Below are 21,259 nucleotides of genomic sequence, written 5' to 3' on the forward strand. Positions count from 1 at the left end.
ACTCCACAAGACAACTGTGCTGTCATGGGTTATGCAGTTCAACCATGACAACTCACGGACCCTGAGCGCACCGGGGCCGAGGGCCCTGGGTGCTGTGCACCGGGTCCCGAGCCCCTGCGGAGCTGGCAGCCTGGGAACATGTAACAGCTAGGACGTGTGCGTGCCGGCAGCCGTGGGCGTCACCACCATCTCGTCGAGTTTGGGCAGGGCGTGCCGGAGCCGGTGCCCCGCTTCATGGAGGGTCTGTTCAGCCTGCCGAAGACTGGCCTCGGCGTCCACGGCGATGGTCGCCGCACCTTGCAGGCGGTGCCCAACCCACCGCAGCTGCACCCGCTTCACGTCAACCACGCCGGGCGTCGCCTCAAGGGCGTGGCGGGCGCGGTCCACGAGTTCCGGCTCGATTCCGTCCATCAGCCGGCGCCCGATGCTGCGGACGGTTCCCCACAGCAGGATGATGATGGCCGCGGAGATCAGCAGGCCAACGATCGGGTCCGCCAAGGGGAAGCCGAGCATGACGCCGCCGGCGCCGAGGACCACGGCCAGGGAGGTGAAGCCATCCATCCGCGCGTGAACGCCGTCGGCCACCAGCGCCGCCGAGCCGATCCGGCGCCCGATCCTGATGCGGTAGATCGCGACTGCTTCGTTTCCGGCGAAGCCGATCAGCCCTGCGCCCATGACCCAGCCCAGATTCTGGAGCACCTGCGGGTGGATCAGCCGGTCCACCGACTGCCAGGCCGCCAGGACCGCCGAGAGAGCGACGACGGCGACGATGAACAGCCCTGCCAGGTCCTCTGCCCGGCCGAAGCCATAGGTGTAGCGGCGGGTGGCCGCACGGCGCCCCAGGATGAACGCCACCCACAGGGGAACGGCGGTCAGGGCATCGGAAAAGTTGTGAATGGTATCGGCCAGCAAGGCAACCGAACCGCTCACCAGGACGACAAGGAACTGCAGGACGGTCGTCCCGAGCAGCATGAACAGGCTTACTTTCAGCGCCCGGATGCCCTGCGCACTTGCCTCCAGGGCGTCATCAACTGAATCGGCCGCGTCATGGGTGTGCGGGACGAACAGCTCGAAAAGCCAGCCCTTCAGCCCCTTGTGATGCGTATGCCCGTGATGCGCATGACTGTGATCCGTACGCCCGTGACCGTGTGAGTGGTCGTGGTGATGATGCCCCTCGTGGTCATGGCCGTGTGCGGTGTCATCACCGTGATCGTGCTCATGGTGCTCGTGTTCGTGGGGGTCGTGGTGGCCAGGGGCGCTTCCGCCCGCGGGCACGCCCGTGGTCTGCGTCCGGTCGCTCATGATGCGGTTCCCTTCATGCGGTGGTGGGACGGCTGCCCGCCGAGCGCATGCTCGGCCTGGAAGATTGCATCCGCGACGAGCTGGCGTGCGTGCTTGTTTTCGAGCCGGTACAAAACCTTGGTCCCGTCCTGACGCGTGGACACCATGCGCGCCAGCCGCATTTTGGCCAGGTGCTGGGACACGGCCGCCGGTGACTTTCCCACCACCTCGGCCAAAGCCCCCACGGCCATCTCGCCCTCGCGCAGAGCCAGGATGATCCGCACCCTTGTGGCGTCAGCCAGCATGGCGAAGATCTCAACTGCGAGCTCCACGTACTGGCTGTCGACGTCGAGCCTGCAAGCCTGCTTATCTGCGTTCATACGCATATATTGTCACAAGCGCGGTGGCCGGACGACGGCCGGCGTTACCGGTTATCAGTCGCACCGTGTTTTGTCCTAGTGTCTACTTCTATGAGTGATGTTCTTGAAATGGCCGCCGTCAGCGTTGTGCGCGGAGCCAAAACGCTCCTGAGCAAGGTGGACTGGCAGGTCAGGGAAGGTGAGCGGTGGGTCATCCTTGGACCCAACGGCGCCGGCAAGACCACTCTGCTGCAGATTGCCGCTGCGCGGCTCCATCCCACCAGCGGCGTCGCCGGCATCCTGGACGAAAGCCTCGGCAAGGTTGACGTCTTCGAACTGCGGCCGCGGATCGGCCTCTCCTCGGCCGCACTGGCCAACCAGATCCCCGAATACGAGAAGGTGCTCAACGTCGTGGTCACCGCGGCCTACGGCGTGACCGGCCGCTGGCGCGAGGGCTACGAAAAGGACGACGAGCGCCGCGCCTTTGCCCTCCTGAACGACTGGGGCATGGGTCCGCTCCTGAACCGCAAGTTCGCCACGCTCTCCGAGGGTGAACGCAAGCGCGTTCAGATCGCCCGGGCCCTCATGACCGACCCCGAACTGCTGCTGCTCGACGAACCCGCCGCCGGCCTGGACCTGGGCGGCCGCGAGGACCTGGTGCACCGTCTTAGCCAACTGGCCATGGACGAGGATGCACCCGCGATCGTGCTGGTCACCCACCATCTTGAGGAAGTCCCGCCGGGCTTCACCCACGCCATGCTCATGCGTGACGGCGAAGTGGTGGCTGCCGGGCCGGTCGACGACGTCCTCACCTCGGGCAACCTGAGCGAGACCTTCGGCCTGCCCCTGGACGTCTCGGTCAACGCCGGCCGTTACACGGCAACCGCCCGCCGCTAGCGGAGCGGCCCGCACAGCGTGGAGTTTTTCAGCGGCATCCTTGTGTTTTTCGCCGGCCTCTGGGCGGGCACCATCAACAGCGTCGTCGGGTCCGGAACGCTTGTCACCTTCCCAGTACTGATCGCCCTGGGCATCGCACCGGTGACGGCCTCCATGAGCAATGCCATGGGCCTCGTCGCCGGTGGCGCTGCGGGGGCATGGGGTTACCGCCGCGAGCTGAAGGGCCGCGGCCGGCAGCTCCTGCGGCTGCTCCCGGCGTCCCTGTTGGGCGGCATCAGCGGGGCCTGGCTCCTGCTCCACCTGCCGGAGAAGGTCTTCCACTACGCGGCGCCGGTCCTCATTGTCCTGGCCCTGCTGATGGTGGTGTTCCAGCCCCGGCTGCAGCGCTGGGTCCGGAACCGTGAGGAAAACCCCGAGCACGCCCTCCGGGACAAGCACCACGGCGTCTTGCTGGTGATCCTCGTCTTCCTCGCCGGCGTCTACGGCGGCTACTTCGTGGCGGCACAGGGAATCCTGCTGGTGGGCATCCTCGGCGTGTTCATGACGGGAACCATCCAGAACGCCAACGCCATGAAAAACGTCCTGGTGCTGGGCGTGAACCTGATCGCGGCCGCCTCCTATCTGCTCTTTGCCTTCGACCGGATCAACTGGGCAGTGGTGGCCATCATCGCCGTCAGCTCCCTCATCGGCGGCCTCGTCGGCGCCAAGGTGGGCCGCAGGCTGTCCCCGCCCGTACTGCGCGGCGTGATCTTTGCCCTCGGCCTGGTGGCGCTCGGCTTCCTGGTCGCGAACCTGCTCAAGTGAAATGACTGACCGGTGACTTTCCATTACCTCGAGTCTGCCGCGGACCCGCGCGTCGCCGACTACACCCAGCTGACGGACGTACACCTCCGGAAACTCCGTGAACCCGCCGAGGGCATGTATATCGCCGAATCTTCCCGCGTCCTGCGGCGTGCCCTCGCTGCCGGGCACCGGCCGCGGTCCTTTTTCCTCGCCGAGAAATGGCTGCCGGACCTCGCGGACATCTTCGAGCAGTACCCGGACGTTCCCGCATACATCGGCAGTGCAGGCCTCCTGGAGGAAATCACCGGGTTCCACCTGCACCGCGGAGCCATGGCGGCCATGCACCGTCCGGCACCGGTTCCGCTGCCGGAACTGCTGGCCGGGGCCAGGCGCGTGGCAGTGCTCGAGGACATCGTGGACCACACCAACGTGGGCGCCATCTTCCGGTCCGCAGCAGCGCTGGACGTCGACGCCGTCCTGGTCTCGCCCCGCTGCGGCGATCCGCTGTACCGCCGCAGCGTCCGCGTCAGCATGGGCACCGTTTTCCAGGTGCCGTGGGCCAGGCTGGACAGCTGGCCGCAGGACCTTACCCTCCTCAAGGAGCAGGGCTTCACGGTGGCAGCCATGGAGCTCACCGCCGACGCCGTGGACCTGGACGAACTGGCGGCTGGAAACCCGGAGCGGCTCGCTCTGGTGCTGGGCACGGAAGGTGCCGGCATGAGCGCGGAGACTCTTGCCGCCGTCGACCTCGCCGTCAAGATCCCAATGCGCGCTGGGGTGGACTCGCTCAACGTGGCGGCGGCGTCCGCCGTCGCATTCTGGGAGCTGCGGCCGCGGGCCTGAGCGCACCGAGCGGCGGGTTCGTTAGATCCTCCGCCATCCGCTATGATTGATAGCTGGTTCCCCTGTGTTTTTCGCTGGTCTTTTGGCCGGACGGAGCACGGACGGAAGCCATCCCATTCATACCTGGCAACTGGCAAAATCCAGCTGCGTGAACAAAAGGTCCCATTATGAAGTCTGATATCCACCCGAAGTACGAAGCTGTTGTTTTCAACGACCTGGCCTCCGGCACGAAGTTCCTGACCCGCTCCACCGTGTCTTCCTCGAAGACCATCGAGTGGGAAGACGGCAACACCTACCCGGTCATCGACGTCGAAATCTCCTCCGAGTCCCACCCGTTCTACACGGGCAAGCAGCGCATCATGGACTCCGCTGGCCGCGTCGAGCGCTTCAACGCTCGCTTCAAGGGCTTCGGCGGCAAGAAGTAATTCACTTCGCCCCAAGGTTCTTTGGAAAGCCCGCACCGGCAACGGTGCGGGCTTTTCGCGTTTGTGGGGCAGGATGGAAGGCATGACTGCCACGCCAACATCTGCAAGGGGAGAGGCGGCCCCGGGGCTGCACGGCGAGTACAAGGTCCCGGGCGGCAAGCTCGTGGTGGTGGACCTGGACGTCGTGGACGGCGCCTTCGCGGACGTTTCCCTCAGCGGCGACTTCTTCCTCGAACCGGACGAGGCCCTCGTGGCCATCAACGCCGCCCTGGGAGGACTGCCGGAAAGTTCGACGGCGGCCGAGATCGCAGCCGCTGTGGAGGCGTCCCTCCCGGAGGACGCGGTGCTGTTCGGGTTCTCCGCCGATGCCGTGGCCATCGCAGTCCGCAGGGCACTGGCCAAGGCCACCGCGTGGACGGACCATCACTGGAACATCATTGCGCCCAGCGTGCTGCCCACCCACCTCAATGTGGCGCTGGATGAGGTCCTCACCGAAGAGGTCGGGGCCGGGCGCCGCAACCCCACCATCCGCTTCTGGGACTGGGAGGAACCGTCGGTGGTGATCGGCAGCTTCCAGTCCTACCGCAATGAGGTACATCCCGACGGCGTGTCCCGGCACGGCATCACCGTGGTCCGGCGCATTAGCGGCGGGGGAGCGATGTTCATGGAGGCCGGAAACTGCATCACGTACTCGCTCTACCTGCCGCAGACCCTCGTGGACGGCATCAGCTTCGCCGACTCCTACGCGTTCCTCGACGCGTGGGTCATGGCCGCCCTGAAGAAACTCGGCATCGACGCCTTCTACGTCCCGCTCAACGACATCGCCACCGGCCAGGGCAAGATCGGCGGGGCGGCCCAGAAGCGGCTGGCCAACGGCGGCATGCTCCACCATGTGACCATGAGCTACGACATCGACGCCGACAAGATGGTGGACGTCCTCCGGATCGGCAAGGAAAAGCTCTCCGACAAGGGAACCACCAGCGCCAAGAAACGCGTGGATCCGCTTCGCCGCCAGACAGGCCTGGCCCGCGCCGAGATCGTGGCGGCCATGATGGACGTGTTCGCCGAGCGCTACGGGGCCACGCCGTCGGAGATCACGGCGCAGGAGCTGGAGACCGCCCGGGAACGTGTCGAATCAAAGTTCGGCACGGACGCGTGGCTGCACCGGGTGCCTTAAGCAGCCCATCGATTGCTCCCCAGCGGCCCTTTTGAGCCCTCATAAGGGCAGCTGCGGAGCAGCCGATGGGGTTGTCACCGAAAGCGCCTGCGCGGCGAGCGAACGGTGCAGGTGGCTGCGCTGTTCGATGATGATCCGCCGCAGCGCACGCGGGGCGTCCGGCTGCTCTGCGAGCCAGCGGTCGGTGCGCGCCAGCACGGGATGGTCCTCGGGGTTTCCGGCCGGTCCCAGGTCCCGGACCCCGGGAAAGAGCCCCCGCACGATCCGGCTCGCGATTTCGATGCTCCGCTCCGCCCACACCTCTTCCAGGCACTCGAAGTAAGGTTCCACATACGGGTCCAGCAGTTCTACGGAGGCGGTGTTGAACCCCGCAATGGTCGCGCTGAGCAGCTGGTTGGAGAGCCCCGTCCCGCGGACCGCCGCGTCCCAGGCCGCAGCCTTGACGGCCGCCTCAGGCCGGGCGGCCAGCGCCGTGGCATGGCCTGCCCGTCCGGAGGCGGTGGTGTCCCTGGCCAGCTCGGCGTCAAGCTCCTGCTCCGTTGCCAGGCCCAGGGCCGCCAGGGCGTGCCACAGGCTCCAGCGCAGCTCCGCGTCCACGGCCAGTCCGGGCACCCGCTCGCTGCCGTCCAGCAGCCTGCGGAGCAGCGCCGCCTGGCTGCCCTCGGTCCGGCTGACCGTGGCGAGCGTCCTGGCCCATGAGAGCTGCTGGTCGGAGCCGGGCTCCGCCGCGTACAGTTCCCGTGCCGCGCCCTCGGCAAAGGACTTCCCCATGCCGTCGCGTTCAGTGGCCGGCACGTACTGTTCCAGGGCCATGGTGGCGTTGCCCTGGACGTTCAGCAGGACACCGATTCCGGACTCGGCGGCAGCAAAGCGGAGAACGGCGTCCACGTACTGTGAAGCGGGCGTGATGCCGTCCCGGGCCGAATTCCACAGCGCGGACCAGCACAGGGCGCGGGCCATGGGATCGCTGATCCGGTCCAGCGAGGCGCGGACGGTCGCCTCGGAAACGGGGTCCAGCCGGACCTTGGCATAGCTGAGGTCCTCGTCATTGACCAGGAGCAGCGCCGGGCGGGGCTTCCCGGACAGGGCCGTGATTTGCGCGGCCCCGCCGGCCAGGTCGGTCTCCACTGAATCCGTCCGGACCAGCATGCCGGCGGCGTCGAAGTTGTAGAGCCCGATCCGCAGCCGGTGCGGGCGCGGCTCCTGCCGGCCCGTGGCCGGGTCGGTGGCGTCCTGCAGCAGCGTCACCCGCTCGAGGATGCCGCCGTAGGGAGTTGCAGTGTCATCAGGAGTTGCAGTGCCGTCAGTCGTTCCAGCCGTCACCAGTTCGGCGCTCAGCGTTGAGATGCCGGATGTCTGGAGCCACTGCCGCGCCCAGGTGGTGAGGTCGCGGCCGGAGGAATCGGCCAGAGCACCGAGCAGGTCAGCCAGCGTGGTGTTGCCGTACTCGTGCTCCCTGAAGTACTGCCGGGAGCCGGCAATGAAGGCGTCGAAGCCGACGTACGCCACGAGCTGCTTGAGGACGGAGGCGCCCTTTGCGTAGGTGATGCCGTCGAAGTTCTGCTTGGCCGCCTCGAGGTCCGGGATGTCGGCGACGATCGGGTGCGTGGTGGGCAGCTGGTCCTGGACGTAAGCCCACGCCTTGCGGTTGTTCGCGAAATTGACCCAGGCGGACTCCCAGTCCGTGGCACGGTCCACGCCGAGGGTTCCCATGTAGTCCGCAAACGATTCCTTCAGCCACAGGTCGTCCCACCACTGCATGGTGACGAGGTCGCCGAACCACATGTGCGCCATCTCGTGCAGCAGGGTGTTGGCCCGGCCCTGGTACTGGGAATCGGCGGCCCGCGACGTGAACACGTAGTTTTCCGTGAAGGTGACCAGGCCGGGGTTCTCCATCGCGCCCAGGTTGTATTCGGGGACGAAGGCTTGGTCGTACTTGCCCCACGGATACGGGTAGTCAAACAGTCCGTTAAAGAATTCCAGTCCCTGCTTGGTGAGCCTGAACAGCTCGGCGGCGTCGAACGACGGCGCCATGGAGGCCCGGCAGTAAAGTGCCAGCGGCACGTCAAGGCGGGTCCCGCCGTCGTCCGTCCTGCTCCAGCGGTCCTCGGCCTTGAAGTAGGGCCCGGCCAGCACCGAGGTGATGTAGGTGGACATGGGCAGGGTGGCTGCGAAGTCCCAGCGGGCCGCAGCGGCGTCCTCCGCCAGCGGAAGGCGCGCCGCCTCTGCGCCGTTGGAGGCCACCTCCCAGCCGGCCGGGGCGGTGACGGAAAAGGTGAACCTGGCCTTGAGGTCGGGCTGTTCGAAGTTCGCGAAGACCCGGCGGGCATCTGCCGGCTCGTACTGGGTGTAGAGGTAGCACTGGCCGTCGGCCGGGTCGAAGAACCGGTGCATGCCTTCGCCCGAGCTGCTGTACAGCGCAGTTCCGGTAACCGTCACCTTGTTCTCGGCCTGGAGGTTGTCCAGCCGGATCCGTGCACCGTCCACCACCTCGGGGACCGGCAGCTCGACGCCGTTGAGGACAACGCTGTGCACGTCGCCGGCGATGAAGTCCAGGAAGGTGGATGCCCCCGGCTTCGCCGCCGAGAAGGCGACGGTGCTGCGGCTGGTGTAGCCGGCCTGCGCCGGATCCGGTGCGCTGCGGACGTCGAGCGAGACGTCGTAGCTGTGAGTGGTGATGAGGGCGGACCGCTCTGCCGCTTCGCTGCGCTGGAGGTTCTGGTTCGGCACCAAGCTATTGAATCACGGCGGCTATTGAACCATCAGCAGCGCGGCGGCCAGGCCGAGGACCGCGATCAGCAGCCACGCCGCGAGGGCTGCCAGCACGCCGCGCGCCCCGGTGTGCAGCAGGGTGCGGATACGCACCGCCGATCCGAGGCCAAACAGGGCAGCGCCCAGCAGCACGTCCTGCAGCCCGGCCGCCGCCTCAAGCCACCCGGGGGAGAGCCAGCCGCTGGAGCGCAGCGCCACCATCACGATGAATCCGGCGACGAATAGCGGAACAAGCGGCGGCTTGCCCGCGGCAGGGCCCCCGGCGCGGCTGCCGTGCTCCCGGCGGTGCCGGATCCGCTGTTCCGCCCCGGCCATGGCCACCATCGGCGCCAGGAGGATCACCCGGGTGAGTTTGACGACGACGGCGAGGGCCAGTGCCGCCGGACCCGCGGTTTGCGCTGTGGCCACGACCTGCCCGACGTCGTGGACCGAGGCGCCGGTCCACGCGCCGAAGGCCTCGGTGCTCAGGCGCAGCGGATGGACCAGCAGCGGGAGCACGCCGATGGCCAGCGTCCCGCACAGCGTCACGAGCGCGACGGGCAGGACTGTGTCCCGGTGGCTGATGCGCCGGACCGCGGCCATCGCGCCGATGGCGGAGGCACCGCAGATGGAAAACCCGGTGGCGATCAGCAACGCAGTATCGCCCGGAAGCCGGAACAACCGGGAAATCCAGTAGGTGCCAGCGAAGCTGGCCACCACCACCGCTGTGATGAGCAGGAGGGCCAGCCAGCCGAGGCCCAGGACGTCGGAGAGGCTCACCTTCAGGCCCAGGAGCACGATACCGCCGCGCATCAGGTGCTTGCCGGCGAAGTCCAGCCCCGGCCGGGCGCGTCCGGCCGTCCACACCGCTGTGCCGGGAAGGTTTGCCGCCAGCAGTCCCAGGACCACGGCCAGGGTCATGGCCGGCAGTGCGGGCACGGCGGCATGAATTGCGAACGCGACGGCCAGGGCGACGACGGCGGTCAGCAGGCCGGGCAGAATCCGGGTAAGGTTCTGATGCGTCATCCCGCGCAACTGCGTGAGCAGCGGCGGCGGGAGTCGGAAGTCTGGCACCTCCCAACCTTGCCGGACGTCGCCGCCAAAGACCAACCGGACGCCCGCCAACACGCCATGGCGGGACGGGAAATGAATTCGCAACAAAAAGGTGGTTGGCTAATGACCATGTCTGACCTATTCCAGGATTACTCCGAGGCTGCCGGCCGCACCGGCGCCTACGACGAGATGTTTGCCCCCGGGCAAAAGGCACGCCAGTCGTATGGCCAGGTTGCGGGTGCCCTGCGGGAACTGTCCCTGGCGGACGTCAGCGCCCGGGCGGACTCGATGGCGAGGACATTCCTGGACCGCGGCGTGACCTTCGACTTCGCGGGGGAGGAGCGCCCGTTTCCGCTGGACATCGTGCCGCGCGTCATACCTGCCGCCGAATGGGACGTGCTGGAACGGGGCGTCGCACAGCGGGTCCGCGCCCTCGAGGCGTTCCTGAATGACGTCTACGACAAGATGACCGTGGTGTCCGACGGCGTGATCCCGCGGCAGCTGGTCACCACCAGCGCGCATTTCCACCGCGCTGTGCACGGCTTTGAACCTGCCGGCGGGGTGCGGGTGCACATCTCAGGTATCGACGTGGTGCGCGACGCCGCCGGGACCTTCCGGGTCCTGGAGGACAACGTCCGCGTGCCCTCCGGCGTGAGCTATGTGCTGGAGAACCGGCGGGCCATGGCCAAGGGCCTCCCGGAGGCCTTCGGCCAGCAGCTCATCCGCCCGGTGGAGGAGTACCCGCGCCGGCTGCTTTCGGCCCTTCGCAAGACGGCGCCTTCGGGCGTGGACGACCCCACCGTGGTGGTGCTGACCCCCGGCGTCTTCAACAGCGCATACTTCGAGCACACGCTCCTGGCTGGCCTGATGGGCGTGGAGCTCGTGGAGGGCCGTGACCTCATCTGCCGCGGCAACCGCGTGTACATGCGCACCACCGACGGTGAGCAGCGCGTGGACGTCATCTACAAGCGCATCGACGACGACTTCCTCGACCCCCTGCAGTTCCGCTCCGACTCCATGCTCGGCTGCCCCGGGCTGGTCAACGCCGCCCGCGCCGGTGGCGTCACCATCGCCAACGCGGTGGGCAACGGCGTGGCGGACGACAAACTGGTCTACAGCTACGTTCCGGACCTGATCCGCTATTACCTCGGCGAGGAACCGGTGATCGCCAACGTGGACACCTTCCGGCTGGAGGAGAAGGAAGCCCGCGAGCACGTCCTGGACCGGCTGGACGAGCTCGTGGTCAAGCCCGTGGACGGCTCCGGCGGCAAGGGCCTGGTGATCGGCCCGGACGCGTCCAATGACGAACTCGACGCGCTGCGCAAGCGGATCATTGCCGACCCGCGCGGCTGGATCGCGCAGCCGGTGCTGCAGCTGTCCACCGTGCCCACGCTCAGCGGCGACAAGTTCGGCCCCCGGCACGTGGACCTCCGGCCGTTCGCGGTCAACGACGGCGACGACGTCTGGGTGCTGCCCGGCGGCCTGACCCGGGTGGCCCTCAAGGAAGGGTCGCTGATCGTGAATTCGAGCCAGGGCGGCGGGTCGAAGGACACCTGGGTGCTGGCGGGTTCGCCGCAGGTGCCGGTGGAGCGGCTGCCGCGGCAGTCTGTCACCGTCCGTGAGCGGGTCTCCGTGTGGCCGGTCGAGAGCAACTGGCGCGACCGGCAGTCGGAACAGCAGCAGCAGCAGATTTCTGACCCGCAGGAGGTACCCGCGAATGCTTAGCCGAATTGCTGAATCCCTGTTCTGGATCGGCCGCTATGTTGAACGGGCCGACGGCACGGCCCGCATCCTCGACGTCCACCTGGAGCGCCTGAACCACCTGCCCACCGAGGAGCGGCGCAGCGTTGCCCGCGAGCTGCTCGGTGTCATGGGGGCGCGGCCGCAGAGCGAGGACTTCGGGCTGGAGGAACTGCTCCACGCCCTCGCCTACGACAAGCACAGCGCCACCTCGATTGCAGGGTCCCTCGGCGCCGCCCGCGAGAACGCCAGGCGGGCCCGTGAAACGGTCTCGTCCGGCCTCTGGGAGAGCCTGAACACCACCTACTACGGGCTGAACCAGCACCGCAAGGACGTCGTGGGCACCTACCGCTTCTGCCACTGGGTGCTCGAGCGCACCGCCATGGTCAGCGGCCTGGCCGACACCACGGTCAGCCACGACGACAGCTGGCTCTTCCTGGCGCTGGGCCGCTCGCTGGAGCGGGCCGACATGACCGCCCGGATGCTCTCCACGCGCGACGTCCTCTCCGCAGGCATGTCCTGGGTGAACATGCTCCGCTGCGCCGGCGCCTACGAGTCCTTCCTGCGGACCCGCCGGGCGGCGTTCGGCGACCAGCACGCGGCCGAGTTCCTCCTGCTGGACCGGCTGTTTCCGCGTTCCATCGTCTACGCCCTGCGCGACGCAGACGAGTGCCTGGCGAAGCTGGACCCCTCGGCCCAGCGCGTCGGCTTCATCAACGACGCCCGCCGGATCGTGGGCCAGGCCCGCACCTTCCTGGAGTTCCACCGCACGGACGACCTCATGTCCGAGCTGCCGGAGCACATGGAGCGCGTGCAGAAGGCCGTGTCCCAGGCCTCCGACGCCATTTCCCGTAAGTACTTCAATCAGGCGGACGAACTGGCCTGGGTGGGAGAAGTTTCATGACCCGGCTGAGCATCGTTCACAGAACCGGCTACAAATACAACAAGAGGGTCACGCTGTCCTACAACGAGGCACGCATGACGCCGCTGACGGACCCGCAGCAGGTGGTGCTGGAGTCCTCCATGAAGGTCACGCCGTCGCAGGCTGCCGTCAGCAGCTACCGCGACTACTGGGGTACCCGGGTCACAGCGTTCGACATGCAGATGCCGCACGAACACCTGGAAGTCCTTGCCACCACCACAGTGGAGGTCCACCGGGCGATACGCGTCCCCTCGGAGGCCGACATTGTGGGCTGGGACGACCTCGCTACCCCCGAGACGCTCAACCAGTTCAGCGACTGGGTGCCGCAGTCACAGCTGACCGGACCGGGGGAGGAGGTCCTAGGCATCATCCCCGGTGTGGTCGAGGGCAAGAACCCGCACGAGGCAGCCATGGCCATCTTCGCCTGGATGCGCGGCGAAATGACCTACATGAAGGGCACCACCGGCGTGACCACCAACGCCGAGGAAGCCTGGACCCAGCGCCAGGGCGTGTGCCAGGACCTGGCCCACCTCGCCATTGGTTCCCTGCGCAGCTGCGGGATCCCGGCCCGGTACGTCTCCGGGTACCTTCACCCGCGGTCGACGGCGGACATCGGCGAGACGGTGGCCGGCCAGTCCCACGCGTGGCTGGAGTGGTGGGACGGCGAATGGCGCAGCTGGGACCCGACCAACCACAAGCCGGCCGGCGACTTCCATGTGACGGTGGCGCGCGGCCGCGACTACCGGGACGTGCCTCCGCTGAAGGGCATCCTCTCCGGCGGCGGCGGCTCGAACCTGAGCGTCAGCGTGGAGATCACCCGGCTGGCCTAGCTGTACTGCCCGGGCAAGCCCGGGCGGAAGCTTCACTCGGGCGAGGCCTTCACCGCACCGCTGAGCTGGGTCCACCAGGTGAGCGGTGCGGTGACCTTGAACCGCCTGCCGGTGACCGAGTCCGGCGTGATGCGGATGAAGTTGTCCTTTTGCCCTGCCTGCCAGGGAAAGAGGAAGAGCGAGGCGGAATCGAGGATTTCCTCGGTGCTCTTGAGGGCGGCAGCCTTCCCTTTGACCACCACGCTCCAGGCCAATCCGGAAGCTGCATCGACGCCGTCGGCCTCCAGCGCCACGGCGGACTCCCCGAGGGCGCCACCAAGTTTGCTGCCCTCACCCGTGCGGAACACCAGTGTTCCGTGGTCCACGGTGTAGTTGAGCGGGAAAATGTCCGGATGGTCGTCTACCCACACGGCGAGGCGGCCCACCGAAACCTGCCTCAGCAAATTCCAGCACTGGCTGGAATCCAGGTGCTCAACGGATTCATGGGATGCGTCGGCGGGCTGCACGTTCGTCATGGACCAGAGCCTACGCCCGAGCCGTGGGTCCTGCCAGAGCGCAGCCGGCTACTCGAACGACGTTCTGCGCTGGTCCGTGAGCCTGGTGCTCCAGATGTGCGGAGCCGCCACCTTGAAACGGCGGCCGGTCAGCACCTGCAGTGACAGGCGGATGTAATGGGATTTGTCGCCCGGCTCCCAGGGCTCCAGGCCCAGTGCGTCCGCCGCCGCCTGCTCCACGTCGCTGTCCACGATGGCCGTGGTACCGCGGGCCACGACGCTCCACGCCTCCTGGCTGTCCACATCGTAGCCGTCTATCTCAAACGCCGCGGGCGTCTCCTTGCCGGATTGCCAGAGCTTGGTGCCGGCGGCTGTACGGAAAACGATGCTGCGGTGTTCGATGACGAAGTTGACCGGAAATATTTCCGGGTGGCCGTCCACAATGAGGGCGAGCCTGCCGACCACCGAAGCGGCCAGCAGCTCCCAGCACTGGTCGAAGGAGAGCTTTCCGTCCTGCCGTGCGCTGTTCATGGACCCATGCTACGAAATGGCGGCAGCTGCCGCGAGGCCATGATCCGGACAGCGCCGGTTACCAGGGGCTGGCCTTGTAGTCCTTCAGGAATACGCCGTACTGGTCCTCGCCCTTTTCACCCATGACGATGGGGTCATAGACCCGGGCCGCGCCGTCCACCAGGTCCAGGGGTGCGTGGAAGCCTTCCTCCATCAACCGGACCTTGGTGAAGTGCGGGCGTTCGTCGGTGATCCAGCCGGTATCGACGGCGGTCATGAGGATCCCGTCGGTTTCCAGCATCTCCTGGGCGCTGGTCCGGGTCATCATGTTCAGGGCCGCCTTGGCCATGTTGGTGTGCGGATGGCCGGGTCCCTTGTAGGCCCGGGAGAACTGGCCTTCCATGGCGGAGACGTTGACGATGTACTTGCGGTGCGCCGTTGAGCGCTTCATGGCGTCCCGCAGGCGGCTGACCAGCAGGAAGGGCGCGGTGACGTTGCACAGCTGGACCTCGAGCATCTCCAGCGGGTCCACCTCGTCCACCACCTGCGTCCAGCTGTTGATGGTGGCGAGGTCCGGGACCAGGCCGCCGGCGTCGATGGCTGTTCCGGCCGCGATCCGCTCCAGTGACGCCGAACCCGTGGACAGGGCGAGGGACGTGACGGCGTCGCCGGCCAGGACCGGGTGTTCGGTGACGCTGCTGGCAAGTGCGAGCGGGTGCTTGTCGTGGGCATGGCCGAAGGTGACCAGTTCCGGGCCGCCGTTGGCTGCCTCCAGGGCGGCGGGGAGCGGCTCGTCCTCGGCGTCGACAAGCGGCTTGTAGGCATTGCCGGAGCGGCGCACCGTCTGGGCTGCGTTATTGATGATGATGTCCAGCGGCCCGGCGGCATTGAGGTCATCGGTGAGGGCCATGACCTGCGACGGGTCGCGGAGGTCGATGCCCACGATCTTCAGCCGGTGCAGCCATTCCCCGCTGTCCTCCATGGCGGCGAAGCGGCGGGCGGCGTCCTTGGGGAAACGCGTGGTGATGGTGGTGTGTGCGCCGTCGCGCAGCAGCCGCAGGGCGATGTACATGCCGATCTTGGCGCGGCCGCCGGTCAGCAGGGCCCGCCGGCCGGTGAGGTCGGTGCGGGCATCGCGCTTGGAATGGCTGAACGCCGCGCACTCCGGGCACAGCTGGTGGTAGAAGGCGTCCACCTGGGTGTAGTGCTGCTTGCAGATGTAGCAGGGCCGGGACCTGATGAGGTGGCCGGCGACCTTTCCCGTGGCGGACGGGGCGAGCTTGTTGCCGCGCGTCTCGTCGTCGATCCGGTCCGGCGCGGCGGTGGCAGTCTGTGCCAGCACGGCGCGGTCCGCCTCCGCGATCAGATCGCGCTTGGTCACCCGCCGGTGCCGCTTCACGGCCTTGAACATCTTGCCGGTGGCGCGGCGCACCGAGACGTAGTCGGGGTGTTCCTCGTCGTAGACGTGAATGGTGTTCAAAACCTTGAGGCAGGCCTGAATCTCTTCAGGCGTCAGATCGGCGGAGCTCATTGATCTGATTTTACAGCCTGTGGAGCGTCAGACCTGCCTCAAGGAAATTGCGTGGAACAGGGGCTACCTGAACAGGGGGATTAGGAGCGGACGGTCTGCTGCGGCGGGGAGTCCACGCCGACGGCGGCCGCCTGGACCTTGCCCACCTGTTCCACCGAGCTGCGGACCTCGGGCCAGTTCTCCGTGGCGGCCTTGACGGCATCGGGGACCAGGTGCAGGTTCGCGGCGGACAGTGCCCGCTCCTCCTCGCCCGGTTCAGGAACGGCCTGGTACTTGGAGAGAACCGTAATGCCGGAGTCGGTCACCTTGAAGCCGCGGGCGCGGTCCAGCTCCGGGTCAAGGCCGATGGCAGCGCCGGCGGGCACCTTCACATTCTTGTCGATGATGGCCCGGCGCACCACGGCACCTTCGCCGATCTGCACCTTGTCCATGAGTACCGAGTCGATGACGCGGCTGGCCGAGCCGACGTAGACGTCGTTGGACAGGACGGAGCCTTCCACGATGCCGCCGGAGATGACCACGCCGCTGGCCACGATGGAATCAAGCGCCGTTCCCACGGTGTTGTTGTCGCCGCGGACGAACTTGGCCGGCGGGGAAATGCTCTGCCGGGTGTAGATGGGCCACTCGGAGTTGTACAGGTTGAACACCGGCAGCGGCGAGATCAGGTCCATGTGGGCTTCGTAGAAGGAGTCGATGGTGCCGACGTCACGCCAGTAGGTCCGGTCCCGTTCGGTGGAGCCGGGAATGTCGTTGAGGGTGAAGTCGTAAACACCGGCCTGCCCCTGGTTCACGAAGTAGGGGATGATGTCCCCGCCCATGTCGTGCTTGGTGTCCAGCCGTTCGGCGTCAACGTGAAGCGCGTCAACCAGGGCGTCGGCGTCAAAGACGTAGTTGCCCATGGAGGCGAGGAACTGGGTGGGGTCTGCTGCCAGGCCCGGGGTGGAGGCGGGCTTCTCGACGAACGCAGCAATCTTCTGGGGGTCTTCGGGGTCCACCTCGATGACGCCGAACTGGTTGGCCATGTTCAGGGGCTGGCGGACGGCGGCCACGGTGGCCTTCGCGCCGCTCAGGACGTGCTGCTCAACCATCTGGGCGAAGTCCATGCGGTAAACGTGGTCGGCACCCACCACGACGACGATGTCGGGGTTGGCGTCGTGGATCAGGTTCAGGGACTGGTAGATGGCGTTGGCGCTGCCGAGGAACCAGCTCTTGCCGACGCGCTGCTGCGCCGGGACGGAGGCGACGTAGTTGCCGAGCTGCGTGGACATCCGCCAGGTCTCGGAGATGTGGCGGTCAAGGCTGTGGGACTTGTACTGCGTCAGGACCACGATCTGCAGGTACCGGGAGTTGACGAGGTTGGACAGCGCGAAGTCGATGAGGCGGTAACTGCCGGCAAAAGGCACGCCAGGTTTCGCCCGGTCTGCCGTCAGCGGCATAAGACGGTTTCCCTCGCCCCCTGCAAGGACAATGGCCAGGACTTTCTTTGTTAACGGCATGGTCGCTCCTGTACGCCTTCGTAACTCCCCAAAAAATCCGGTTTGTCCGGACTTTCTTCACACTAGAACAGTTCCACCGTAACGACTACCTTGGGTAACGTGCGAATAGACATTGTGACTAAAGAATTTCCGCCGGAAATCTATGGCGGCGCGGGCGTCCACGTTGCCGAGCTGAGCCGGGTCCTGGCCAAGCATGTCGACCTTCAGGTGCGTGCCTTTGGCGCGCCCCGGGACGCCGACTACCATGGCGCCGCCGTAACCTCCTACTCGGTGCCCGAGGACCTGGGCGCAGCGAACGCCGCCGTGCAGACCCTGGGCGTGGACCTGCGCATCGTCCCGGACGTCGCCGGCGCGGATCTGGTGCATTCGCACACGTGGTACGCGAACATGGCAGGCCACCTGGCATCACTGCTGCACGGCATCCCGCACGTGCTCAGCGCCCACAGCCTGGAACCGCTGCGGCCCTGGAAGGCTGAGCAGCTGGGCGGAGGCTACGCCCTGTCCTCGTGGGTGGAGAAAACCGCGTATGAGGCGGCGGCCGCCATCATCGCCGTCTCCGAGGGCATGCGACAGGACATCCTGCGCAGCTACCCGGAGGTGGACCCCGCCAAGGTCAAAGTGGTGCACAACGGCATCGACGTCAGCCTGTGGAACCGTGACGAGAACGACGACGTCATCCGCACCCTGGGCATCGACCCCGCCCGGCCCAGCGTGGTGTTCGTTGGCCGCAACACCCGGCAGAAGGGTGTCCCGTACCTGCTGCGGGCCGCCGCCAAGCTCCCCGCCGACGTCCAGCTGGTCCTCTGCCTCGGCGCGGCGGACACGCCGGAACTCGCGGCCGAGACCGCCCGGCTGATCGAGGAGCTGCAGAGCCAGCGCAGCGGCGTGGTGCTGATCGAGCGCATGCTTCCCCGCAACGAGCTGATCCAGGTCCTGAGCCACGCCACAGCGTTCGCCTGCCCCTCCATCTACGAGCCGCTCGGCATCGTGAACCTCGAAGCGATGGCCTGCGGCGCTGCCGTGGTGGCCAGTGCAACGGGCGGCATCCCCGAGGTGGTCAGCCACGGCGAGACCGGCCTGCTGGTGGAGCTCGAGCAGGTGACCGACGGTACCGGCACGCCGCTGGATCCGGAGAAGTTCGTCAGCGAGTTCGCCGCGGCCCTGACCGAGGTTGTGTCGGACCCGGAGCGTGCCCGCGCGATGGGCCAAGCCGGCCGCAAGCGTGCCGAGGAGCACTTCTCCTGGGAGTCGATCACCCAGACCACGCTGGACGTCTACCGTTCCGTCCTCAGCTAGCGTCACCTGATTCAACGCCCGACGGCGGGGACCTCCTAACCCAGGTCCCCGCCGTCGGGCGTTGTAGTTCAATCAGCCGCGGGGCGGAAGTGACTTCTCCGGCAGGGGGGCTGTTCCGCTGGCACGCTGCACCCGGTAGTAATCCCGTGCCTCATCCTGGCGGACCTTTTCGGCGCCGGTGGCGATGGCCGCGCGGAGGTGGGCCGGACCGTAGCCGAAGGCGTCCACGAGGTCCAGCGCATGGGGGCGCAGCTTGACCAGGAGCCGGTTGATGTAGCCGCCAACGGTCCGTGCGCGCTGCATCGAGAGCCTGCCGTTCATCAGGTACCACGAGAGGTTGTTCTCGATGAGCGAGAGCCCGAACAGGTCGCGGAGCCAGGTCAGCACGGTCCTGGTTCGCGGGTCGGCGACCCGGCCCAGTGCCTCGGTGAAGGCCTCCCACTGCAGGAGTTCGGCGTGCGCCCGGGCCGCATCGATGAGCTCGTCCTGGTGCTGGTTGAACAGGGCGGACGCTTCGCGCTGGGGCAGCCGGTTCGCGCCCCGGAGGGCTGTGGCCGCTTCGGCAACCATCGTCTGGACCCGGTCGGTGAGCAGTGCGCGCTGGCTTTCCTCGTCGCGGAGGGCAATGGCGGCCTTCTGGACAGAGCCGTTGTCAGCCACGAACTGGGCCACCTGGCGAAGGCCCGTGCGGTGGACAGCGGTGCCGGCGGCCTGGTTGACCACGTACCGTGCCAGCACACCGAACGTGGCGCTGCGGAATTCCTTGGCGTAGTCGGCCAGCAACCGCTTGGCCACGAGCTGCAGCAGGACGGTGTTGTCGCCTTCGAAGGTGACATAGACGTCGAGGTCGGCGCGGAGCGAGGCGAAGCGGTTCTCGATCAGGAACCCGGCTCCGCCGCACGCTTCGCGGCATTCCTGCAGGGTATCCAATGCGTGCCAGGTGCTCAGCGGCTTCAGAGCCGCGGCCAGGGTCTCCAGGTCCTGGCGGTCCTCGTCGGAATCGTGGGCGCCGGAAAAGACATCGTCCAGCTTTTCGAGCAGCTGGTCATGCGCGAAGCCCGCGGCGTAGGTGGTGGCCAGCCGGGTGAAGAGCCGGCGCTGGTGCCGCTGGTAGTCCAGCAGCACCTCTTCCTCGACCGGGGAGGAAGCGTTGAACTGCCGCCGTTCGGTTGCGTAGGTGATGGCCGTCTTCAGGGCGATCTTGGACGCTGCGACGGCCGCGCCGTCCAGGCTCACGCGGCCCTGCACCAGCGTGCCGAGCATGGTGAAGAACCGCCGTCCGGGGCTCGCGATGGGTGAGGTGTAGTTGCCCGCGGCATCGACGTTGCCGTAGCGGTTGAGCAGGTTGGCGCGCGGGACCCTGACATGGTCGAAGTGCAGCCGGCCGTTGTCGATACCGTTGAGCCCGCCCTTCACGCCGTCATCCTCGCCGCCGATTCCCGGCAGGAACGCCTTGCTGACGGGGTCTCGAAGGTCCACGTAGAACGCGTGCACGCCGTGGTTGACTCCGCGCGTCACCAGCTGGGCGAACACCACGGCCCCGAGGCCGTCAATGGCCGCGTTGCCGATGTAATCCTTCCAGGCGGCGCGGAACGGGGTGTGGATCACGAACTCCTGCGCGTCAGGATCGTAGGTTGCAGTGGTGGCGATGCTGGCGACGTCCGAACCGTGTCCCGTTTCGGTCATGGCGAAGCACCCGGGGATGTCCAGGTTCATGATGCCCGGCAGCCACTTCTCGTGGTGTTCCGCCGTGCCAAGGTGCATCACGGCCGAGCCGAACAGGCCCCACTGCACACCGGCCTTGATCTGCAGGGACGGGTCTGCGGTGACCAGTTCCTCGAAGCCGGCGATATTGCCGCCGTGGTCATCGGACCCGCCGAAGCTGGCCGGGAAGGCACGGTGCACGGCGCCGCTGTCCACAAGGAGCTTCAGCTGTCCGAAGGTGCGCGCCCTGTGCTCCGTGTGCGTGAGCCCTTCCGTCTTGTGGAGCTCGTCGCGCGCCGCCAGGTCACGCGCCTGCCGGCGGACATCCGCCCACTTGCCCAGGAGCAGCTCGCCCAGGGCCGCGACGTCGACGGCGGGCAAGGGCTCCGCAGTTCCGGCGGCTGCTGCATGGGTGGCTGCGCCCTGGCGGTCCGCTACTTCAGTCATGTCGATTCCTTCGCTGGTATTGACAGGTTCCGGTGCTATTGAATGTCCGTGAGTTCCGGCGCGATGCCGACGCACAGCCAGTCGGTGATCTGGCGTGCCATGGTTTCCTGATCCGGCTTGCTAGGGGAGTCCGGACTGGCCAGCCACTGCTCGCCGGCGTTGCGGACCAGGCCGATGGCGGCATTGGGCCAGTAGCCGATGACGGATTCCTTGCCTTCACCGAGGTGGGCCCGCATGGGCGCGGCGATCATGTCCGCGATGGCGTCAAAGAAATGGCCGAGGGCGCCGGCTGTCCTGATGGAGGTGGGACTGCCGTCGGCCTCTGCAGCGGAGTACCGGGTCACAAACGTGTAGACGTTGGGGCTGGTTTCGGCCATCTGGAGGTAGGCCGAGACCATGGCGAACAAGCCCTCCCGTGGCGTCTGCGCGCTTTGCGCCGCCTCCCTGATGCGTTGCTGCATCTGCCCGAGCACCACTTCCCCGACGGCCTGCTGCAGGCCGGCTTTGTCGCCGAAGTACCGGTAGAACACGGACTTGGAGGTGGCAGCCGCAGCGGCAATGTCCTCCATCGGCGCGTCGCTGCCGAGCGTGTGCACGGCCCGCCGCGCGGCCTTGATGAGTTCGCGCCGCCGCTCCTCGCGGTGCCCCTGCCAGCGCGAAGCGCGGCCGTCCACAGCTTCTGAGGGGGAGCCCGGGGGTCCGGTCGGGGGAGTCAAGTTC

Annotated in this window: 19 protein-coding genes; 9 read left to right on the forward strand and 10 right to left on the reverse strand. The window is 67.2% G+C overall.

Annotated elements, in window-relative coordinates; genetic code table 11:
- Positions 1–147 precede the first annotated feature (147 nt).
- Positions 148–1,302 (reverse strand): cation diffusion facilitator family transporter, encoded by a 1,155-nt coding sequence (locus tag ABRP34_RS02860; RefSeq protein WP_353712192.1) that lies wholly within the window; start codon positions 1,300–1,302, stop codon positions 148–150.
- The gene (locus tag ABRP34_RS02865; protein WP_353712193.1) at positions 1,299–1,661 is read right to left on the reverse strand and encodes a metalloregulator ArsR/SmtB family transcription factor; all 363 of its coding nucleotides are present in this window, start codon (positions 1,659–1,661) and stop codon (positions 1,299–1,301) included. Before ABRP34_RS02865 ends, ABRP34_RS02860 begins: the two co-directional genes overlap by 4 nt.
- Before the next feature lie 90 nt (positions 1,662–1,751).
- On the opposite strand from ABRP34_RS02865, the gene ABRP34_RS02870 reads away from it, so the two are divergent.
- From ABRP34_RS02870 to ABRP34_RS02890, 5 genes are all read left to right on the forward strand, one after another.
- Positions 1,752–2,537, forward strand: coding sequence for an ABC transporter ATP-binding protein (locus ABRP34_RS02870; RefSeq protein WP_353712194.1), 786 nt, complete (start codon positions 1,752–1,754; stop codon positions 2,535–2,537).
- A gap of 18 nt (positions 2,538–2,555) precedes the next feature.
- Positions 2,556–3,341 carry a sulfite exporter TauE/SafE family protein gene (locus ABRP34_RS02875; RefSeq protein ID WP_003802339.1) on the forward strand — a complete coding sequence of 262 codons (786 nt, stop codon included), beginning with the start codon at positions 2,556–2,558 and terminating at the stop codon, positions 3,339–3,341.
- 12 nt (positions 3,342–3,353) lie between these two features.
- Positions 3,354–4,163: an RNA methyltransferase gene (locus ABRP34_RS02880; protein WP_353712195.1), complete on the forward strand. Its 810-nt coding sequence runs from the start codon at positions 3,354–3,356 to the stop codon at positions 4,161–4,163.
- 167 nt (positions 4,164–4,330) lie between these two features.
- The gene (locus ABRP34_RS02885) at positions 4,331–4,588 is read left to right on the forward strand and encodes a type B 50S ribosomal protein L31 (protein WP_003802336.1); all 258 of its coding nucleotides are present in this window, start codon (positions 4,331–4,333) and stop codon (positions 4,586–4,588) included.
- An 82-nt stretch (positions 4,589–4,670) separates the two neighbouring features.
- Entirely contained in the window at positions 4,671–5,765 is a 1,095-nt protein-coding gene (locus tag ABRP34_RS02890; protein ID WP_353712196.1) for a biotin/lipoate A/B protein ligase family protein, read from the forward strand.
- Positions 5,766–5,804: 39 nt separating this feature from the next.
- Here ABRP34_RS02890 and pepN read toward each other — a convergent pair whose 3' ends face one another.
- Positions 5,805–8,495, reverse strand: coding sequence for an aminopeptidase N (gene pepN, locus ABRP34_RS02895; protein WP_353712197.1), 2,691 nt, complete (start codon positions 8,493–8,495; stop codon positions 5,805–5,807).
- A gap of 21 nt (positions 8,496–8,516) precedes the next feature.
- On the reverse strand, positions 8,517–9,542 hold the full coding sequence (locus tag ABRP34_RS02900) for a putative sulfate exporter family transporter (RefSeq protein ID WP_353712198.1): 1,026 nt from the start codon (positions 9,540–9,542) through the stop codon (positions 8,517–8,519).
- Between the two features lie 156 nt (positions 9,543–9,698).
- On the opposite strand from ABRP34_RS02900, the gene ABRP34_RS02905 reads away from it, so the two are divergent.
- From ABRP34_RS02905 to ABRP34_RS02915, 3 genes are read left to right on the forward strand one after another with little or no spacing between them, the layout of a single operon-like run.
- Entirely contained in the window at positions 9,699–11,294 is a 1,596-nt protein-coding gene (locus ABRP34_RS02905; RefSeq protein ID WP_043418825.1) for a circularly permuted type 2 ATP-grasp protein, read from the forward strand.
- A complete protein-coding gene (locus tag ABRP34_RS02910) occupies positions 11,287–12,213 on the forward strand; it encodes an alpha-E domain-containing protein (RefSeq protein ID WP_003802325.1) in 927 nt (308 codons plus the stop codon). Before ABRP34_RS02905 ends, ABRP34_RS02910 begins: the two co-directional genes overlap by 8 nt.
- A complete protein-coding gene (locus tag ABRP34_RS02915; protein WP_353712199.1) occupies positions 12,210–13,061 on the forward strand; it encodes a transglutaminase family protein in 852 nt (283 codons plus the stop codon). Before ABRP34_RS02910 ends, ABRP34_RS02915 begins: the two co-directional genes overlap by 4 nt.
- 32 nt (positions 13,062–13,093) lie before the next feature.
- Here the strand turns inward: ABRP34_RS02915 and ABRP34_RS02920 are convergent, their stop codons facing one another.
- From ABRP34_RS02920 to glgC, 4 genes are all read right to left on the reverse strand, one after another.
- A complete protein-coding gene (locus tag ABRP34_RS02920) occupies positions 13,094–13,576 on the reverse strand; it encodes a pyridoxamine 5'-phosphate oxidase family protein (protein ID WP_353712200.1) in 483 nt (160 codons plus the stop codon).
- 48 nt (positions 13,577–13,624) lie between these two features.
- Positions 13,625–14,086: a pyridoxamine 5'-phosphate oxidase family protein gene (locus ABRP34_RS02925; protein ID WP_353712201.1), complete on the reverse strand. Its 462-nt coding sequence runs from the start codon at positions 14,084–14,086 to the stop codon at positions 13,625–13,627.
- Positions 14,087–14,144: 58 nt separating this feature from the next.
- Positions 14,145–15,596: an SDR family NAD(P)-dependent oxidoreductase gene (locus tag ABRP34_RS02930; protein WP_353712202.1), complete on the reverse strand. Its 1,452-nt coding sequence runs from the start codon at positions 15,594–15,596 to the stop codon at positions 14,145–14,147.
- Between the two features lie 80 nt (positions 15,597–15,676).
- Entirely contained in the window at positions 15,677–17,092 is a 1,416-nt protein-coding gene (glgC, locus tag ABRP34_RS02935) for a glucose-1-phosphate adenylyltransferase (protein ID WP_353712203.1), read from the reverse strand.
- A gap of 99 nt (positions 17,093–17,191) precedes the next feature.
- Here glgC and glgA point away from each other — a divergent pair, with 99 nt between their 5' ends.
- Entirely contained in the window at positions 17,192–18,388 is a 1,197-nt protein-coding gene (gene glgA / locus ABRP34_RS02940; RefSeq protein ID WP_003802312.1) for a glycogen synthase, read from the forward strand.
- Positions 18,389–18,460: 72 nt separating this feature from the next.
- Here the strand turns inward: glgA and ABRP34_RS02945 are convergent, their stop codons facing one another.
- Both ABRP34_RS02945 and ABRP34_RS02950 read right to left on the reverse strand, forming a co-directional pair.
- Positions 18,461–20,539 (reverse strand): acyl-CoA dehydrogenase, encoded by a 2,079-nt coding sequence (locus ABRP34_RS02945; RefSeq protein WP_353712204.1) that lies wholly within the window; start codon positions 20,537–20,539, stop codon positions 18,461–18,463.
- A 35-nt stretch (positions 20,540–20,574) separates the two neighbouring features.
- Positions 20,575–21,213 (reverse strand): TetR/AcrR family transcriptional regulator, encoded by a 639-nt coding sequence (locus tag ABRP34_RS02950; protein ID WP_353712205.1) that lies wholly within the window; start codon positions 21,211–21,213, stop codon positions 20,575–20,577.
- Positions 21,214–21,259: the final 46 nt, after the last annotated feature.

The sequence above is a fragment of the Arthrobacter sp. K5 genome, from assembly GCF_040448525.1.
Taxonomy (GTDB): domain Bacteria; phylum Actinomycetota; class Actinomycetes; order Actinomycetales; family Micrococcaceae; genus Arthrobacter; species Arthrobacter globiformis.

Excerpts from the sequence above, each read along its gene's own strand:
- ABRP34_RS02860 (WP_353712192.1), bottom strand. The coding sequence starts at position 1,302 with ATGAGCGACCGGACGCAGACCACGGGCGTGCCCGCGGGCGGAAGCGCC.
- ABRP34_RS02865 (WP_353712193.1), bottom strand. The coding sequence starts at position 1,661 with ATGAACGCAGATAAGCAGGCTTGCAGGCTCGACGTCGACAGCCAGTAC.
- ABRP34_RS02870 (WP_353712194.1), top strand. The coding sequence starts at position 1,752 with ATGAGTGATGTTCTTGAAATGGCCGCCGTCAGCGTTGTGCGCGGAGCC.
- ABRP34_RS02885 (WP_003802336.1), top strand. The coding sequence starts at position 4,331 with ATGAAGTCTGATATCCACCCGAAGTACGAAGCTGTTGTTTTCAACGAC.
- ABRP34_RS02890 (WP_353712196.1), top strand. The coding sequence starts at position 4,671 with ATGACTGCCACGCCAACATCTGCAAGGGGAGAGGCGGCCCCGGGGCTG.
- ABRP34_RS02900 (WP_353712198.1), bottom strand. The coding sequence starts at position 9,542 with ATGACGCATCAGAACCTTACCCGGATTCTGCCCGGCCTGCTGACCGCC.
- ABRP34_RS02905 (WP_043418825.1), top strand. The coding sequence starts at position 9,699 with ATGTCTGACCTATTCCAGGATTACTCCGAGGCTGCCGGCCGCACCGGC.
- ABRP34_RS02910 (WP_003802325.1), top strand. The coding sequence starts at position 11,287 with ATGCTTAGCCGAATTGCTGAATCCCTGTTCTGGATCGGCCGCTATGTT.
- ABRP34_RS02915 (WP_353712199.1), top strand. The coding sequence starts at position 12,210 with ATGACCCGGCTGAGCATCGTTCACAGAACCGGCTACAAATACAACAAG.
- ABRP34_RS02920 (WP_353712200.1), bottom strand. The coding sequence starts at position 13,576 with ATGACGAACGTGCAGCCCGCCGACGCATCCCATGAATCCGTTGAGCAC.
- ABRP34_RS02925 (WP_353712201.1), bottom strand. The coding sequence starts at position 14,086 with ATGAACAGCGCACGGCAGGACGGAAAGCTCTCCTTCGACCAGTGCTGG.
- ABRP34_RS02930 (WP_353712202.1), bottom strand. The coding sequence starts at position 15,596 with ATGAGCTCCGCCGATCTGACGCCTGAAGAGATTCAGGCCTGCCTCAAG.
- glgC (WP_353712203.1), bottom strand. The coding sequence starts at position 17,092 with ATGCCGTTAACAAAGAAAGTCCTGGCCATTGTCCTTGCAGGGGGCGAG.
- ABRP34_RS02945 (WP_353712204.1), bottom strand. The coding sequence starts at position 20,539 with ATGACTGAAGTAGCGGACCGCCAGGGCGCAGCCACCCATGCAGCAGCC.